This window comes from uncultured Veillonella sp., assembly GCF_963551295.1.
GTDB lineage: Bacteria > Bacillota > Negativicutes > Veillonellales > Veillonellaceae > Veillonella.
Genome location: NZ_CAUVFT010000015.1, coordinates 1 through 16,942 on the forward strand (window position 1 = coordinate 1; position 16,942 = coordinate 16,942).

Below are 16,942 nucleotides of genomic sequence, written 5' to 3' on the forward strand. Positions count from 1 at the left end.
CGATTTCAACTTCAGAAACATCTTCAGTTTTAGGTAAACGAATCATATCAGGTTTAGCTGGAACGATGACATCAAGATCGTCATAGCCATAAGGAGTTTGTGTAGGATGGTTGATACGAACAACTGTTTCTGCACGGAATTTACGGGATTTCAATGCTTCTGCAGTTAAAAGACGAGCTGTGTCTTTTTCTGTAATTGGCACGGAATCTTCAATATCGATCATGATGGAGTCAGCACCGTGAATATCTGCACTGTTAATCATTTTAGGTGTATTACCCGGTACGAACATCATGGAACGAGACAAGCGTTTTTTAGCAGCCTCTGTTAATGGGTTTGTTTTAACTTCTGGGAATGTTTTATCGTTAGCCATTATGCTTTGCTCCCCCTTTCCAATGCACCTAATACGCGAGCTTTAATTGTGTAATCCCAAGCATTTTTATCTTGTACGATTACTTTTACGCCATCATAACCAGCTTCTTTCACTGTGTTCAAGATAACGGATTTAATTTGGTCGCCGTATTGGCGGATAACTTTGGATGTTAATTCAATTTCGATACCGCTAGCAATCGGTTCAACCGTTACTAATGCATCATTTTTTTCGTCGAAGCCAGCTTGTGCAGCTTTTACTAATTGTGCCATGTTGCATCCTTTCACTAATAAATATATCAAATGGCAAAGACCAGACGTGTCGCGAATGTCTGGTCCGTGCTGTTAAAACAATAATGATTATAAGATTGTATGATTAACCAATCATACCGATGAAAGTCCACCAAGGGATACCTACTACAAAGAGTAGAATCCAACTCAATACCGCTAAGATAGCACCAGCAGTCCACCAATCTTTCAAATTGTTATAACCTGCAGAGTAAATGATTGGACCAGGGGATGCGCCGTAGTGAGTTACAAGACCACCAAACGCATTTGTTGCAAGTAATACAAGCCCAAACATAACTGGGTCTACACCTGATGCCATACCTACAGTTAAGAATACTGGAAGCATAGACGCAATATATGCAGTACTGGAGGCGAACAAATAACGAATCACAACACTGATAGCGGACAGAATCAATACGACTACTAGAGGCGAAAAATCAAGCGCCAAGTTTGTTTGCATAAATGTTGCAAGCCAAGCAAAGAATTTAGCTTTAGTCAACGCTGTGGACAAACCAAGGATAGCACCGAACCAGATGAATGTGTTCCAAACAGCTTTAGTTTGAACCATGTCATCCCAAGTGATGATGCCGCTCAAGAATACGATAGTCATAGCTACTAAGGCTACTGCTGTAGGGCTCAAGTCAAAAGCGATAGCTGGGAAAAAATATCCGATAGAAGGCCATGCCCAACCAAGAAGAGCAAGGATGAATACAACAGCCAAGATCTTCTCGGATACCTTCATAGGTCCCAATTTAGCGAGACCGTCGGCAGCCAATTTCTTATTGTCGATTTCCACGCTTTCAGGGCGGTCAATCCAGTAACCGATAAGAGGAACAAAGATCAACATTACAAGGCCAGGAAGTGCCAAAGCCACTGCCCATTCAACCCAGTTCATAGTAAGGCCGGTAATCTTGGTAACGAAGTCCAGTGCCAACACGTTCGGAGCCATAGCAGTTAAGAACATGAAGGATGTAATCTTTGTTACGAAGTAGCCATTCATCAAGATAAAAGAACCGCCACGTTTCGCCGTATCGCCGGGATAGGAACCGATGGATTCGGCTATGGATAAGTTAATCGGATAAATAATACCAGCCGCACGTGCCGTGTTAGAAGGTGTTGCGGGAGATAGAATCAAATCAAGAAGTGCCGTTACATACCCTAAACGCAATACGGTAGAACCGAATGCACGAATCAGGTGATAAGCCACGCGGTGACCAAGGCCGGTCTTACCAAACGCTACGCTCAAGGAGAACGCAGCGATAATCATCCACAATGCCGTGGAGCCGTAACCTACTAAAATTTCTTTCGCATTGTCCAAGAATAATGCGGAAGCGGATAATACAGCTAATAAAATAATTTGAATTGGATACGGTTTTAAAATCAAACCTAAGATACCTGCAATGTAGAAACCAAATAGGCGCCAGGCGGTATCTGAAAGTCCTTCCGGTGGAGTTGTGAACCAGAGGATAACAGGGATTAGCACAATAAGTGCTAATTTTAAGAATCTTTCCATGTTTATTCCTTTCTTAAAAACATAGGCATATATATCATCCTAACACTACCCCAGAAATTCTTAATACGCGACTATCATCTATTGAACTCTAGGATTTTTTGTCTACACTCATTATATATGTTTAAAAGAAATATGAATAATAGATTACCTTTATAGGGGTTATAAAAACTTTTATATCTACTAATCATACTTTTTATGCATTTTGAGCATAGAATTGTAGTTCTAAATGAAAAAAATGCATGTATACCTCCCCAAAGGGGATATACATGCACTTACATGGTACTATATTGGTCTTAATCTATATTATGAGTTATTATATCGAAAAAGTCCAATGCTGAAACAGCATGGATAAACAGTTGGTAAACCTCATAGATATACTCTATTATAATGCATCCTATGCTTTATATTCTCTAAATATACTGTCATCCACTACGGTATGTTCTTTATAGTAATTACGGACATATTCGATAAATGTTTTAACTACAACCAGATTTTCCGCATCTTTTGTGTACACCATATTTGTATCACGGGTAATATATTCACCATCTTTGCTACGCAATGGACTCACATAGATATCTTTATCCTTACAAGATCCAAGTCCCATATAGGTCAAAATAGACCATCCTAGACCTGCGCGCACAAAGTGACGACACGTACTCATAGAGTTTACATCCATCGCCACACTTGGGGGCTCGTCAAAATGTTCTGCACACCAAGTTTCGATAATATTTGCCACCGATGCATCTGTTTGATATTTAATGAATGGTACTTTTACCAAGGATTCAGGTGGCACTAATTCTTTATATACTAAACAATATGGTTCTGCTAGTAACAATTCAGACTTGCCAGACACATCATAACCACCACGAGCAAAGGCGACCATACAGTCACCGGTATTAAACATTTTTACCACTTGATGGCTGAAAGCAGTCTTCACTTGAATGTGAACATCTGGATATTGTTCTCGGAAAGATCTCAATAAGGCTGGTAGTTCATAGTCTGCAAAGTTAATAGATGATGCGATTTTCAATGTCCCTTGAATCTTGCCAGAAGCGGAATTCATAGCATTCTCCAAGGCCTCTTGTTCTTGCATCATTCGCTTGCAGTAATCATAGAAAATTTCGCCTTGTGCCGTGAGGGCAATCCCTTCAGCAGTTCGCAACAACAGAGAATGGCCCAAGGCTTTTTCTATATGGCGCAACCGATAGCTCAACGCTGGTTGCGATAAAAATAATTTTTCTGCAGCCCTTGTAATATTGCCTTCATCGACAACAGTAACAAAGGTTTGCCATTCTCTATCGTCCATACAAACTCCTTTGTTATCGCTTATTACCAAAGATGCGTAATAAGGATAAGAATAAGTTAATGAAATCTAAATAAAGGCTCAAAGCACCAGTGATTTCAATGCGGTCTAAAATTGTTTCATCCTCCATGAGCGCCACTTGTGTCACATTATTTTTAATGCGGTTCACATCAATAGCTGTAAAGATAGAGAATACTACAACACCTACATAACCTAGAACTAAACTAACAGTATCACTAAAGCCACTGAGTACAGTCCAGTTAAAGAAGCGGGCTCCCATCATGACCACAGATACGATAATCATACCAATTAAGGCAGCTAATACATATGGTGTAAGGGATGATAAATTGCGCTTAGTTGTAGCCCCTACCACAGCAAAGCCAATAAAGAATGCTAACGTACCTACTAAGGCTGGAATAACTACATCAAACACATCATATCGCAAAGATACCAAGGTCAATGTGAGACCATTCAAAGCACTATAGAGGAAGAACATACCACGTAACGTCATTATATTAGCAGAATATGCACGAGCACTAAATAGGAATACCACACCAAGCTCTACTAATAAAATAATATTAAAGTTTTGATACGCAAAACGTAACCAGTTTGGATTTGCTAATGCGGCAAAGCCAACACCGATGGTCGTAAGCAAACCTACAACCATCCACAAGAAAGAGCCTTTTAATCGTTGGGATACGATACTTTCAACCTGTGCAACCTCAGCTGCAGTAGGTCCTGTTACATTATATGGATTCATACTATCCCTCCTTATTTAATTATCACTCATAGCGATTATCGAGCATTGGCAATGCCTGCAAACACCTTCCCACGTTCTCCATCGATAGTCACTTCTTGACCTTCAAGGAGCACTTCATGGGCATTTTTAGTGCCTAAGATAACAGGAATACCATACGTAATCCCCGCAATAGCACTGTCCGATGTATAACCATCTTCCACTGCGATAATACCGCCAGCACGTTTAGCAACGGCCATCAATTCAGGCTCCATTGTACCTACCACGAGGATATCGCCGTCTTTGAAGCTATCATAATTGCCCTTATGATTAGCAGCAATGTACACATTACCTGTAACGGATTTGCGTAAAATACCATTACCAGACAGGAGCACTCGACCTGCAATATGAACGCGAATCATATTAGTCGTACCTGTTGCACCTGATGGCACACCAGCAGTAACAACTACGAGGTCACCAGACTCGATGGCGCCAGTACCGAGAGCACCGGTAATAGCTTGTTTAACCATTTCATCAGAGTTGATGATTTCATGCCCCTTGATAGCCTCTACACCCCAACATAATTGCATACGACGGATAGTTTCCTCATGAGGTGTAACAGCGATGATTTTACAATCTGGACGATGACGAGCCACACTAAGTGCGGTGTGTCCAGATTCAGTACATGTCAAAATAGCTGTGGCCCCGAGGTTTTGAGCTACGCGCACGCTAGCCAAACATACAGCGCTTGTGGTAGTCATTTCTTCATCCTCACGAGCGCGACTATAACTATCGTAAATAGCAGCCTTCTCCGTTACCTCTGCAATACGAGTCATGGTCGCAACAGCTTCTACAGGATAGGAACCATTGGCTGTTTCACCAGACAACATAATCGCATCAGTACCATCCAAAATGGCGTTGGCTACGTCACTTGCTTCCGCCCGTGTCGGACGTGGGTTTTGAATCATAGACTCAAGCATTTGTGTCGCCGTAATAACGGGTTTCCCCAAGTCATTACATTTTTCAATCATCATCTTTTGAAGTACTGGCACCTCTTCTGCAGGAATTTCTACACCGAGATCGCCACGAGCAACCATGAGACCGTCAGCTACTTCCAAGATTTCATCGATATTTTTAACGCCTTCCGCATTTTCAATTTTCGCGATAATCTTGATATCTTTTTTCTCAGACTCAAGAATCCGTCGAATCGCCACAATGTCTTTACCGCGTTGCATAAAGGATGCGGCCACAAAGTCTACCCCTTGTTGACAACCAAAGCGCAAGTCTGCTTCATCCTGTTCAGATACGGGTGGCAAGCTTAGTGCTACACCTGGTACGGCTACGCGCTTGCGGTTACCGATTTCTCCGCTGTTTTGAACAGTTGTAACGATATTATTACCTTCGATAGCATCGATAATAAGTGTTACAAGCCCATCAGCCAAGAGGATTTTATCCCCTACGGACACATCGCCTGTAAGACCTTTGTAGTTCACGGAGCTAATCTCTCTTGTACCTTCTACATCATCTGTAGTCAACGTAAATTGTTGACCGGCTTCGAGGAATACCTTGCCCTCTTTAAATAGACCAAGACGAACCTCAGGACCTTTTGTATCGAGCAATAATGCGATTGGTTTATTCACAATCATCGCCGCATCGCGCACCATTTGCATGCGTTCTGCTTGCTCTTCATGGGATCCGTGGGAGAAGTTAAAACGAGCTACGTTCATGCCAGCCCGAATCATATCTTCTAAGATACCAAATTTATCCGTTCCTGGACCTACAGTACATACAATTTTTGTACGTTTCATAATCCCTCCTATGAAAGCAATCCCTAGATAGGATAGTTCATTTCTTATTATATCAATGTTGGTGAAAGCTATCTGTGCCCCACGCAACATATGTTACTGCACCTCTACGGAGCCCTCCCCTAGAATAGCTTCAATAGCCTTGATGGATTCATCACTAGGGTCAAAGCACATATTCGGTGGTAAATTAATGCGTTTCCGTTGACGGTGTAAATATAACGATGTTGGCACGGAGCCTGCTGTATTTACTAGCACACGTTTTAAGGCTTCACTATTTTCTGGCGTATCATATTGACTATAAATATGGATGGCCACCTGTTTTGCCTGATTATAGTTTACCTTTAATGGAGTAATACGGTCTGCAATGATTTGCACGCCCTTTTCATCCGCATCAACGCGACCTTTTACCTTAACGATCATATCGACCGCAAGGAACTGTTGGCTTTGACTAAAGACCTTAGGAAATGCCACTACATTCGCCGCACCAGAATAATCCTCGATGCGAAGAATGGACATAAGCTCATTACGCTTTGTCATGCGGTCCGATTTATTTTCAATGAGCCCCCCAAAGGTAATAGTTTGACCATCATATTGCTCTGGATTTTCTACAAGAGCACCCAGTTCAAAGAGACCTTCTAATTCCTTCGCATAACCTTGCAATGGATGACCTGTAATATAAAAGCCAGTGTATTCCTTTTCATCCTTTAACTTATCGTCTTCCGATAGATCCTCCACATTGGGAACTGGAATAAACTCTACCGCCTCTTCCATATCACCAAAGAGACTCATCGTGCCCATAGCGGCATCCTTTTGCTCTTTAGCACCAACGGCTTGAGCGCTTTCATACATGTGTAGCAACTGATTCCGGTTTTCCTGGAAGCCATCCATAGCACCGCAACGGATGAGACTTTCAAGAAGTCGTTTATTCACAACTCGATTATCTACCCGTTTGCAGAAGTCTAGAATATCCGTATAGAGGCCGTGCTCATTGCGCTCGCGAATCAAGCGATCAATAGCATTATCTCCAACGTTCTTGATACCACCAAGGCCGAAACGAATGGCGTCGTCTTGCACGGCAAAACTGCGTTCAGAATAGTTAATATCTGGACCTAGAACCTTAACATTGTGCTTCTTACAGGAGTTGATGTAATACGTCAACTTTTGCATGTTCTGCATGAAGCTCGTCATGGTAGCCGCCATGAATTCAGGGAAATAATGGGCTTTCAAGTACGCCGTTTGGTACGCGATATACGCATAAGCCGCACTATGTGATTTATTAAAGCCGTAACCAGCGAAGTATACGAGCAAATCGAATACTTCATTCGCAACGGACTCGGTAATACCGTTCGCTACAGAGCCTTGAATAAAGGACTCCCGTTGTGCCTTTAGAACAGATTCCTTTTTCTTGCCCATAGCACGGCGCATCAAGTCCGCTTGACCAAGGGAGAAACCACCCATGGCAGAGGCAATCTGCATAACCTGTTCTTGGTATAAGATTACACCAAAGGTATCTTTTAAAATCGGTTCTAAAATTGGATGTAAATAGGTAACCTCTTTTTTACCATGACGGCGGTCGATAAAGTCCGCCACCATCCCAGAGCCTAGTGGGCCTGGACGATACAAGGCTACCAATGGAATTAAATCTTCAAAATGCTCAGGCTTAAGGTCCATTACAAGCTTTGTAATACCTTCCGACTCAAGCTGGAATACACCAGAGGTGTCGCCTTTTGTGAGAATGTCACACGCCGCCTTATCATCAAGCGGAATGGCATCTAAGTCTAGGTCAATACCACGGTTCGCCTTGATGAGCTTTAAGGCATCCCCCATAACCGTCAAGGTACGGAGGCCCAAGAAGTCCATCTTTAAGAGGCCTAACTCCTCGATATTATCCTTATCGTACTGCGTAACAAAGCCTTCATCGTTGGCATTTTGTACCGGCACGTGGTCATCGAGAGGGTCTGCAGAAATTACGACGCCCGCCGCATGCGTGGACGAATTTCGCGCTATGCCTTCTAGCTTTTTACCAAAATCAAATAATTCTTTAACGTTTGGATCAGCTTCGTATAAAGCTTTTAACTCTTTGCCTTGTAAAGCCTTATCTAAGGTAATCCCCAGTTCATTGGGAATCATCTTAGCGATGCGGTTCACTTCAGCCAGAGGTAAGTCGAGCACGCGACCTACGTCACGAATTACGGCACGAGCCGCCTCTGTACCGAACGTAATAATCTGAGATACACGAGCTTGACCGTATTTTCTCGTCACATATTCGATAGCTTGACCACGCTTTTCATAGCAAAAGTCAATATCGATATCGGGCATGCTTACCCGCTCTGGATTTAAGAACCGTTCAAAGAGCAAATCGTATTTTAATGGATCAAGGCCTGTAATGCCTAAGAGATAGGCTACTACAGAACCTGCCGCAGAACCACGGCCTGGGCCTACTAAAATATCATGTTCCCGTGCATACCGCACATAATCCCATACGATGAGGAAGTAATCCTCAAAACCCATCGTACCGATAACATCTAACTCGTAGTCGAGACGCTTTTGTAACTCTTCAGACGTTTCACCATAAAGGCGTGGAATTTCTCGTTCACAAACCTTACGTAAATACGTTTTAGACGTTTCCCCTTCTGGCACATCAAAGTGCGGCAAGTGATGTTCATCAAAATTAAACTCTACATTACAGCGGTCTGCAATTTTTAAGGTGTTTTCAATGGCCCCCGGAATATGTCCAAATAGCTCTGCCATTTCATCCCCAGACTTGAGATAGAACTCATCATTTGGGAATTTTAAGCGGTCTATCTCAGCACGGCGACGACCTGTAGAAATACATACCTTTATATCCTGCGCGTCTGCATCCTCTTTTAAGACATAGTGAAAATCGTTAGACGCTACAATGCCAAGACCATATTCCTTACTGAGCTTAATGAGCTCCTCTTGGGCCTTTGCCTCTTCTGGCAAACCATGATTTTGAATTTCTAAGAAAAAATTATCCTTGCCGTATGTCTCGATATACCATTCGATGGAACGCTTGGCGCCTTCCATATTATCTTGCAAAATATACTGCGGCACTTCACCTTGAATACAAGCACTGAGGGCAATTATGCCCTTGCTGTATTGGCGCAACAAATCGCGGTCTGCACGGGGACGATATAACATACCTTCTGTAGATGCTTTCGATACGATTTTAACAAGATTACGATACCCTTCCATGGTCTCAGCCAAAAGGATAAGATGTTTTAGTCTTTCACGACTGCGACCTTCTGGACGATCGAATCGATTATTTTCCGTTACATATACTTCACAACCGATAATAGGCTTAACGCCTTGGGCCATACATTCTTTGTAAAAATAAATGGCTGCGTACATATTGCCGTGATCTGTAATGGCAAGGGCCGGCTGATTTAACTCCTTCGCACGACGTACCATGTCAGGCAAACGACTGATGCCGTCTAGCAAACTAAACTCTGTATGACTATGTAAATGTACAAATGGCTGCATGGTACACCTCCTTTAAGGGCGATGAGCAAAATACACGTTCAATGACTTCTTACGAGTCTTCCAATCCGGCAAAAACTGTGCCACAAGATTGTGAAAGTTCTTGGAATGGTCTAAATATTTAAAATGAGCAAACTCATGAACCATAACGTACTCAATATACGCCTGTGGTCCCTCTAACAAACGGGTGTTCATCTTGACGAGCTGCTTTGCAGGCGTACAAGAACCCCAACGACTCTTCATTCGCTGCTGTTTTATGATTGGCATAGGCACATCAATACCTTGCTTGTGAAATCGCTGATACACGACCTTTGCCCAATGAACAAAGACCTTCTCCCCTAAATTACGCCAATAACTTTGCATTAATTTATGTTTAGCTTCAAAGGTCGTACCACGAGGTACAACCATGGTAAGAATAGCTTTTCCGTCAAAACCGATGTGAGGCTTTCCATCCTGCTCAACTAGGCGCAACGTAACGGGAATGCCGAGGATGGATAAGCTTTCACCATTCACATACTGCAACGCATCGACGCGCTTGGCATTCAATGCATCAATCTTATAGCGAGCCCGCTCAATGGAGGGCATATTTTCGATAACAAATTTATCTATCACATGATCCGGTATGTACCCATTCGCCGACACATGGATCACACCATCCCTGGTAATGCGCATGTTCATGTTCTTCACACGCTTGATGGTTAACTCATATTCAATTCTGTCGCCATTATAGGTAATAGACCTAGTTGTTGAAGTATTCATACCTTTTATTTTATCATAAAACACTCATAAAAACGTAAAATTCTAGTGATTTTAATAGAATGACTTAGATTTTAAGTAATACTGATTTTTTATTATTTTGTAATATAAAAATGACACCTATACCAAACCCTTGTGGGTGGTATAGGTGTCATTAAAATAAAACTTATAATATTTACCTCTAAATATTATTTAAAATTATCAGTTATCACATTAAAAATAATCATAAGCATAAAAATAACTATTATAGGTATTACAGAATAAAAATCTCTTTTTGCTTTTTTCAATAGAATAGGCATTTTCTCTAAAGTAAGTGAAGAGTCAGACTTAATGGCCAAAATTCTCAACCACAATTCAAATACCCAACTCAATATACCTATAACAGCTAAAAGGTGAATTAAATTATCACCATCATAAGGAATATTAATGAGTATAAAAACTAGACAGCCTATTCCTATTTCCGTATATAACATGGATTTAGAACGTTTAACTTGTTCCTTTTCTAATACAAAATAAGGGTTCTTAATAAAATATAGACAATATATACATAATAAAAATAATGAAAGACCAATCTTCATATATAGCTCCATTTAATATTTAAAATAATTAACCCCTAATCCTACATTACATAGTAGTTGTATGCAATGCCTCCTCAAACCTTTTATCCTTATCTTTCTGTACAGCCTCTTTAGATAAAGGTGGTGCTATCTTATTTTTTGCATTATTAAATTCATAATCACTAAAGTGTACACCTATCGCATTTACAACAGGCTTCACTTTTTTCCCTACAAATAGCATACCACCTATATACGCAACATCCATTCTTACTCGTGCTTCAGCACCTGTAATACCATATTTTTCAACATCGGAATCAGCAGCAACCATACCTATATAGTTAGTAATTGTACCAATAGGTAAGTATTTATCAGCAATTTTACTAGCTTTGTAATCCAATGCAGTAGTTACTCCTGTCCAACTTACACTTAAGGGATTCAAAGCCTCTTTTAAATGATTTTCCATAGTAAATCCTAGTGACTCAAATACTCCTTTTTTTCTTTCTGTAAAATTTGATATCATTGGATCCATAGGTCTAACCTTTTCATTAGTTGGATTAGCACTTCCCTTTAGATTTCTATACTCTTCTAAATCTAAGATTGTTTTACCATAAACAACCCAACTAAAGCTTTCTCCCTTTCCTTGCTCCTTAATTGAACCATTATAATAAGCATCAGGCTTACCATCCCGATTTATCATCATTGTATATCCAATACCAGTATTATATTCCTTCTCCACCCAAATAACTAAATTACGAAGTTTTATATCATCACGATTGATTTCATTTCCATATTCATCAACATATTTATATGATCCGTCTGCATTTAAATATGCGGCAATTGGATATTCACGTGGATTCCTTATACCTTCATAATTCCATTTTGTACCTAAGTAAGAGATTGAAGCACCAGTTGTACCTGATTTACCAATTACTTTATTAGCTGTCGCGCCTAGAATAGCACTTAGTATTTGTGCTTGATCAGGATAATCTTCTCCAACTTTATCAATTATCTTTTTAATTGCTAATTCATTAACGCCAGAAGCCAATGCACCCGATCCATTAGGATTACCCGCCAATTGTGCAGTAATTTCACCTATAGCAGCATGCAAAGCCACTTTCTCAGGACCGCCCTCTTTCCAATGATATTTATCACTTAATCGATGTACTTCTTCAAAAGCATTTTTAGCAAATAAGCGAGCTAATTCTTGACGTTCTTCAATTTTCTTTTTATCGAAAATCTTATCTAATTGATGTAATGTATTTTCTGTATTCGTGTTAATGGTTTTAGTATCAATTTCTTTACCATCTACAGTCAGTATACCATCAGAAATAGCAGATTGAGTAGTAGAGCTTGCTTTACCTTTAGAGCCTACGCCTAAGTTTGGAACTAGACCGATACTGTTATAAATCTTATCATAACCCTTTTTATCATTGGTCTTCATCTCTTCGAGTTTCTTTTTACTACCATAGTAGTTATAGCCGATACCATTGTTGCTATATGTATATTCAGCTTCGTTTTTGATGTCCTTCATCTCTAGAGATTTTGTAGTCAGTTTATTCTTAGTTTTTGGAGCGTTACTTTTAATTAGAGCACCTTCTAATGTAGTACTGTTACCTACATTAATGTCATAGCCTTCTTCTCCAGCATAAATGCCTGCTTGTTCTGTTACGCTCTTCCATTTACTATCAATTCGCCCTACGCTAGCATTTATACTGCCAGTTGGATCTTTTAAATTAGGTTTCGAGGATACAGAGAATCCAGCGGACTTACTATGTTCTTTAAAGTTATCTACATCTTGCAAACTTTGAATATGTAAATCACGGCCTGTATCTACTCCGACTTTTTTGCCAGATACAGTAGAACCAATAATATTCGTATCTCGTTTTGCTTTAAGTTGTGCTAGTTCAACGGCTTTAATTTTTGTTGGCACATAACTTTCTTGATGGGTATCTCCATTTTGTCGTGCCATATGAGCACTCGCACTAATATCGAGAAGTCCACCACCAGTTAAACTAATACTCGCGCCTGCACTCCAGCCAGAACTCTTATAGTCATTTTTCACATCTACTGTATTCTTACCAGCCTCTATATTAATATCGCTAGCGCTAGCCAGGCTAATAGATTCAGCAGATACGCTTTCACCAGTAAGGGTAATACCATTTTTCTTAGTATCACGAGCCGTTATACGAACATCGCCGTCACTAATAACAACGCCTCCCTTATAAGTTGCGGTATTTACAGTTTGACCTTGTTTCTGTGATGTACTACCAATTGATACAGATAAATTAACAGCATTATCAATATTTTTTGGACCTCGTTTAGCTTTACCATTTACTTTTTCGACTTTACCAGTCACTGCATCTCGTAATTTAGCTCCATGTAAAGCACTATCTACAGCTTCATATCCATCTTGTAACTGTTTACGAGCTTCATTAAGTTCAAGTGCTGTCAAACGTTTATCATCACGGCCTCCAGCTTGTTTAATAGTTCGCGTTGCATTCGTTATACTATCAGCTAATGCACCACCTAATGCCACCGTTAAGCCGGACTTTTTATAGCGATCATCATGCGTCATATGTTGCGTATCAGTATTACCATCAAGGGTTACTGTAGCCCCCTCAATCGTTGTACCGGTTTTACTTAATACATCGGCACTAGTAAGATGTACCGTATCATTAGCCGTAATGTTTACATGGCCCTTCGTACTAGCAATAGTATTACGTACGGTCTCCTCTTCACGATTGGTGTCATCTATATTTCGTTTTTCTGTACCAATAGTAAATCCGATACCACTTCCCATTAAACCTGAAGTCTTATGACGATATGTACTCACTTCTTTCGTTACATTCTTATCCGCACCGAGTTCAACCTTGCCAGCTGCTGACACTTGAACGCCTTGTTTACCCATCAGTTTAACGGATTGTCCCGTCACATCATGACCAGATTTAATCGCAACCTCTTTACCACTCACAACAGAACCTGTTACAGCCGTCACTTGTGCCACACTAGTTGCATCTGTACGTTCCCGTTTAACTAAACTTTTCTTCTTGTCCTTATACACATGATTGGCAGTACTTGTAGCCGCTGCAGTATCAAGTTTTACATTCTTACCTTCCACCTGAGCCTTATCAGCTGCCAAAATTTCACTACCACTAAGTGCTACATCAGCATTAGCAACCACAGTTACATTGTTACCTTCCACACTGCTGCCTACAGTGGTTACTTCATTCACTAAATCATGTGTTTCTGTAGTCTGAGAATGACCACCACCGGATTTTCCTTTGTCATAGCGATGTTCCTCTAATTCATGATTCGCTGTCATAGACTGCATGTTTACCTGACGTCCAGCTACTAGAGTAACATCTTTATCAGAAGTCACTTTACCACCCTGCATAGCAACATCACGACCTGCTGTAACTACAGCATCACCTTTCGCCGTAATTTGACCTTGATCTACAGCGGTTACGGTCTCACGGCGGCTATTGGCACTGTTCCATACAACCTTATTATTGCTAGCTTCATACTTGACGCCGTTATTGATAACATCACGATCCGCCGCCACAACAAGCTTTCCTTTTTCATCGGTTTGCTTAATCGTGCCGCCCTCATTCATCACATCATTCTTAGCATATACAGTCGTACGGTCACGTCCTTCTATCGTACCTTGTGTATTACGAATATCGGTATCTGCTACAACAGTCGTTGTACGACCTTTAATCAGTCCGTTATCATTGTGTATCGTATTACCATGTACGGTTATCGCGTCATCCGCCACTATGCTACCGCTGTTATGCATCGTACCTACTTGCAAATTAATCGATTGAGCCTGCATATTCGCAGCCCCCGCAACACGTTGTGTGGTCGGCGCCAAATATAATGTTGGTACGAGTAAGGTTTCAGTCTTACCGTTCGGCAATACTACCGGTTGACTGACAAGCATTACCACATCTTCCGTCAATTGCTGTTGCTCCGACTCAGTTAATCCTTGTCCAAGTTTCATGGACTTAGACTTCATTATAGTGAGACCCGCATCCATTAGTTTTCTATACTGCTCTTCTTCTGTTAATCCCGCTTGTAGTCTACTTTTACCTGTTTGACGTAAAATAGCCTGCATCACCAATTGTTGTTCATAGTAACCATCTCCTAATCGTTTTTGTGTACGCATAGGATTGAGTTGTAACCGATTGATGACATAATCAGAGGATAAGAAGCTTCTTCGATTGGTAAAATTTGGGTCAGTTTCCATGACATAAGTTGTATTCGGATTAGTGGATAACTGACTCATAGACGTCAATACCGACGTATCTACCGTAGCACCTGTTGTGCTGTTCGCTATATTGCTACCATAAACAGTTACCGGTATATCTATCGGTTGTACTACATCATTATGATACTCCGCCTCACGAATATTTGTGGAATCCCATCCATGATGTTTATGGCGACTATAACCAGTAGCAGTCCCATTCTCACTAATATATTCATTTCCTTTCGGATTAAGCGCTTCATAATGGCCGATTTTACCTGCCAAAGTGCCTGCTGCACTAATTTGACTGGCATCATTAGTCACAAGGTCCGCTTCAATCTGTAAGTTACCACCCGAAATAATGCGTCCTGGTTTAGAAGTATCTACTACTTCTTTTACTCGTGTACGGTCATATTCATATTTAGTCCAACTATCGTGATGATCTCCATTAATAGATAATTGTAAATTTTCAGAAGAATGAACTACAACCTTATCTTTTGGAATCGGATCATCGTGCCCATAAATACGTTCCTCAGAAAGCTGGTACCGCTTGATACTGCCTGCCGGTGCCACTTCATTTTTAACATGCTCCGTAGTTCCTGTAGTAGCCCGTTTCAACGTAACACCACCATTTTTATTAGCAATGGATTTGGCGAGAATCACTCCCTGCTGACCAGCCTCAATAGTAGCATCCACATTAGTTAATGTATCCATTTTGCCGGATATAACGCCGTTATAATCCATCGTCTTTCCAAGTTGTAGTACTCCTTCAGACTTCAGCACACTACCATTCGTATTTTTAATTGTATTGGTAGATACCGCTAAATTATTACGCGCGATGAGTACCGGTGCATCTTTCGTAACAGCATTACCGGTTTGTGTGAAAGCATCTGCTGAAATACGTGCCGAATCAGCATAGAATTTAGCCTTACCGACTTGTGTAAAGCCTTTTGCACTAATGCTTATATCCGGCGCCACCACAGTGCCACTATTTTGTACCTTGCCGGTACTGTCTACAGAAATATGATTTTGTGCAGAAAGAATCCCTTTATTATTCACGCCAAAACCATCATTGGTTCCTACTAAGTACATACTATTCGCATACATACCACCGATTTGAGAAACATCAAGACCTACTTGCTCTGAGGTACCAGTCTTCGTAACATTAGTCACCTTACCACTGTCATCGACAGATACCGTGTTTTTACCGGTTACAACATGGCTTTCATCAGACCATACCTTGCCGTTGAGCTGTACCGCTTCAGCCAAAATATCTGTACGAGATGTACGCGATGCATCGAGCCCTTGTCCCGATACCGTCACAGTACCTTGTTTCACATCATATCCAGAAATTTTTCCATCAGTAATAATAGGATTACCTGTTGTTAATGTAGCTGCACTGGCATTAATAAATGTCCCATTATTAACAGCAATCCCATTTGGGTTAGCAATGATAACATGTGCCTTACGCCCCGCAACCTCTAAAGCACCATTCATAGCAGTTGCACCCGTTCCAGTTACTTCATTTAAAATCGTCTTAGCTGCAGCACCTCTCAAGTTAGGATTACCCATCACATAGCCAGCTAGTTCTGTAGATACAGGTCTCCTTGAGTTATTTAGAATAACCCCTTTGTCATCTACATTAAACATATCATATTGATTGTGAGATAACCCATTAGCATTCGGATTATTAATATTGACAATGGGCGTTCCATTAGGGGCTTCATCCATAGTTGGACCCATTTTTCCTTGATTCGGTACAATAGATTGTGCCACTGCTAGCGGAATCCACGGTCCAGAATTTGTAACTAATAAGGCTGCACACAATGCGGTTGCTGTATACTGTTTAATTTTCATTATTCTTTCCTTATACT

Annotated in this window: 10 protein-coding genes; all 10 read right to left on the minus strand. The window is 40.8% G+C overall.

The annotated features are described in order from the left end of the window. Positions 1–370, minus strand: a 370-nt coding sequence (locus RYO55_RS05495; protein WP_314984511.1) for an aldolase/citrate lyase family protein, incomplete at its 3' end; no start/stop codon positions are given. Then, entirely contained in the window at positions 370–639 is a 270-nt protein-coding gene (gene citD, locus RYO55_RS05500; protein WP_004696923.1) for a citrate lyase acyl carrier protein, read from the minus strand. The genes RYO55_RS05495 and citD, both read right to left, overlap by 1 nt. Positions 640–742: 103 nt before the next feature. Then, on the minus strand, positions 743–2,167 hold the full coding sequence (locus RYO55_RS05505) for a DASS family sodium-coupled anion symporter (RefSeq protein WP_314984512.1): 1,425 nt from the start codon (positions 2,165–2,167) through the stop codon (positions 743–745). 394 nt (positions 2,168–2,561) lie between these two features. Then, positions 2,562–3,473 (minus strand): LysR family transcriptional regulator, encoded by a 912-nt coding sequence (locus tag RYO55_RS05510; protein ID WP_195394847.1) that lies wholly within the window; start codon positions 3,471–3,473, stop codon positions 2,562–2,564. Between the two features lie 13 nt (positions 3,474–3,486). Beyond that, a complete protein-coding gene (locus RYO55_RS05515) occupies positions 3,487–4,230 on the minus strand; it encodes a Bax inhibitor-1/YccA family protein (protein WP_004696809.1) in 744 nt (247 codons plus the stop codon). A gap of 35 nt (positions 4,231–4,265) precedes the next feature. Beyond that, positions 4,266–6,014, minus strand: a complete 1,749-nt coding sequence (gene pyk / locus RYO55_RS05520) for a pyruvate kinase (RefSeq protein WP_314984513.1) — start codon at positions 6,012–6,014, stop codon at positions 4,266–4,268. A 93-nt stretch (positions 6,015–6,107) separates the two neighbouring features. Continuing rightward, positions 6,108–9,515: a DNA polymerase III subunit alpha gene (locus RYO55_RS05525; RefSeq protein ID WP_314984514.1), complete on the minus strand. Its 3,408-nt coding sequence runs from the start codon at positions 9,513–9,515 to the stop codon at positions 6,108–6,110. Positions 9,516–9,527: 12 nt separating this feature from the next. Continuing rightward, the gene (locus tag RYO55_RS05530; RefSeq protein ID WP_314984515.1) at positions 9,528–10,295 is read right to left on the minus strand and encodes a SprT family zinc-dependent metalloprotease; all 768 of its coding nucleotides are present in this window, start codon (positions 10,293–10,295) and stop codon (positions 9,528–9,530) included. A 161-nt stretch (positions 10,296–10,456) separates the two neighbouring features. Further along, complete coding sequence (locus tag RYO55_RS05535) at positions 10,457–10,846, minus strand: hypothetical protein (RefSeq protein ID WP_314984516.1); 390 nt, start codon at positions 10,844–10,846, stop codon at positions 10,457–10,459. A gap of 46 nt (positions 10,847–10,892) precedes the next feature. Next, positions 10,893–16,925 (minus strand): hemagglutinin repeat-containing protein, encoded by a 6,033-nt coding sequence (locus tag RYO55_RS05540; protein ID WP_314984517.1) that lies wholly within the window; start codon positions 16,923–16,925, stop codon positions 10,893–10,895. Positions 16,926–16,942: the final 17 nt, after the last annotated feature.

What these genes read in the sequence shown, in the direction of transcription:
- RYO55_RS05535 (WP_314984516.1), bottom strand. Translation starts at nt 10,846, where the DNA reads ATGAAGATTGGTCTTTCATTATTTTTATTATGTATATATTGTCTATAT.
- pyk (WP_314984513.1), bottom strand. Translation starts at nt 6,014, where the DNA reads ATGAAACGTACAAAAATTGTATGTACTGTAGGTCCAGGAACGGATAAA.
- RYO55_RS05505 (WP_314984512.1), bottom strand. Translation starts at nt 2,167, where the DNA reads ATGGAAAGATTCTTAAAATTAGCACTTATTGTGCTAATCCCTGTTATC.
- RYO55_RS05515 (WP_004696809.1), bottom strand. Translation starts at nt 4,230, where the DNA reads ATGAATCCATATAATGTAACAGGACCTACTGCAGCTGAGGTTGCACAG.
- RYO55_RS05510 (WP_195394847.1), bottom strand. Translation starts at nt 3,473, where the DNA reads ATGGACGATAGAGAATGGCAAACCTTTGTTACTGTTGTCGATGAAGGC.
- citD (WP_004696923.1), bottom strand. Translation starts at nt 639, where the DNA reads ATGGCACAATTAGTAAAAGCTGCACAAGCTGGCTTCGACGAAAAAAAT.
- RYO55_RS05540 (WP_314984517.1), bottom strand. Translation starts at nt 16,925, where the DNA reads ATGAAAATTAAACAGTATACAGCAACCGCATTGTGTGCAGCCTTATTA.
- RYO55_RS05525 (WP_314984514.1), bottom strand. Translation starts at nt 9,515, where the DNA reads ATGCAGCCATTTGTACATTTACATAGTCATACAGAGTTTAGTTTGCTA.